This is a genomic window from Pseudonocardia ammonioxydans (genome assembly GCF_900115005.1).
Taxonomy (GTDB): domain Bacteria; phylum Actinomycetota; class Actinomycetes; order Mycobacteriales; family Pseudonocardiaceae; genus Pseudonocardia; species Pseudonocardia ammonioxydans.
The window spans coordinates 1-1,818 of the sequence record NZ_FOUY01000144.1; the positions used below are offsets into that span (position 1 = coordinate 1).

Here is a 1,818-nt window from a genome sequence, read left to right on the forward strand (position 1 = left end):
ACCAACATCGCCGCCGCGCTGCGTCACCACGCCCGCGACACGCTCCGACCGCTGGCCACCTACAAGATCACCTGACGACTTTGCCGGGACCCTGCACACCCGACGGAGCCACAATCGCGGAGAAGAAGTTCGTTGACGTGGGAATCCGCGCACCCGTGTTGACCTTGCACCCGTGCGGAAGCGACGCAGAGACCCGCGCGAGCACCGTCACGAGCACCGCATCCGCCGATGCCTGGTAGTGATGCGCCATATCCCGCACCCGCATCAGCGAGTCCCGGCACCAGAACTCCTCCGGAAGCGTCGGAGCCCGCTCACCCTCCACCGAGCGCACACCCCGCGGCGGCGCCGGCTTAGCAAGTGCCAGACCGACACCCGACTCCACCGCACGGTCCACCTCGTCACCGTCGCGACCCGTCAACTCCACGAACACGTTTCGAAGCTGCGCGAGCGCATCCGCGACACCGGGACGACCCTCACGACCCGCGTAGAGCAGCGACAGCGTCTGACGCACCATCGCGTCGTGCCGTCCGCCCTCATCCGTGTCGAGCAGCTCGTTGATGTAGCGCTCCGTCAACTCCTGCACCCGCTTGTCCGGGACACCCGCCTCCAGCGACGCCAGGAACTCCCGCACCTCCTCCGGAGCCGCAGACACCCGCTCAGCACGCACCGACCGGTCATTCAGGAACTCGCACCACGCCTCCGGAAGCGTCGGAAGCTCCGCCGCGCGCGGAAGCGTCGACACCTCCGAACCATCCGCCGCATACAGCTTGTACACGTCCCCACTCGGGTGGATCGACGGAGCAGCAACCACATACCGGTGCACCGGACGGATGATGTCGATGTCCTTACCCGCACCAGACGCAAACGTCTCCGCCCGGTAAGCCCCCGGGATACGGAACAGCCGCGTACCCGACTCCAGCCGGTTCGACTTCCGCGTCATGATGAACGTGGGGGGAAGAGGACCGAACTCCCCCTCCAGCCGCTCCAGCGTCGTCGAACCCACCTTCCCGTCATAAGTGTCCACGTCGACACCGATCACGTCCGCCGGCAGCTTCAAACCCACATTGTCGAACTTGCCATCCAGGTACCACCGGTTCACGTCGTCCTTCGTAACCGCGCGACCCTCGTGACCAGTAATCCCCGGAGGCGGAGGAGTCTTCGCACCCGCGGGGAGCCAGAAAGGCTGCCACCCGCGAGTGTGGTAGTCGTCAACAATCCGCCGGTCAACCCTAGATCCGTACATGTAAAACTCCAATGAATGAGTGAATATAGGAGCGAGGTAGGGGGTAGGGGAGTTCCCCTAGTTCCCCTACCCCCCTCTCTAGAAAACTGATTTCCGCTACAGAGAGTGACAGAAACTAACTAAAATACTAACTTATTTAACTAAGTGTCATGGTTTTGTTGGTTACGCAGAGTTTTGAGAGAGGGGTAGGGGACTCCCCTACTTTCCCCTACCCCTCTCACTCTCCCCTAGGCTAGCCGCGGTCGAGATGCTTAATAGCCGCTGCGTGTGAGTCGAAGTACGCGAGCGGAACCGTCACCAGCGTCGGGATGCCCTCTCGTGAGGAGTGAAACCCCACCGGCAGCATCGGGTGTCGCTGGTTGTCGATCTGCTGCCAACCCACGATGCGAAAAACCGCGGCGGTTGCAGAGTTGGCGCCCCAAAGCGGATAAGTCTGTGGAATGAACATGTCACCGGTCATCGTCATCACTTGATCCCTTAACCAATGAAGTGATCTCAACAAGATCGGCGGGGCCGGCGCAACGACACGCCCATAACGGGCAATCCGGGTAGCTGCTGCGGAAGACGTGGGGTCC

2 protein-coding genes are annotated in these 1,818 nt (G+C 62.3%); both read right to left on the reverse strand.

Translation table 11 applies throughout. From position 1 onward, the window contains the following. Positions 1-67 precede the first annotated feature (67 nt). Positions 68-1,243 (reverse strand): bifunctional DNA primase/polymerase, encoded by a 1,176-nt coding sequence (locus BM093_RS34730; RefSeq protein ID WP_093357695.1) that lies wholly within the window; start codon positions 1,241-1,243, stop codon positions 68-70. A gap of 232 nt (positions 1,244-1,475) precedes the next feature. Next, positions 1,476-1,818 (reverse strand): hypothetical protein (locus tag BM093_RS34735; RefSeq protein ID WP_218163080.1); only part of this gene is annotated, 343 nt, incomplete at its 5' end.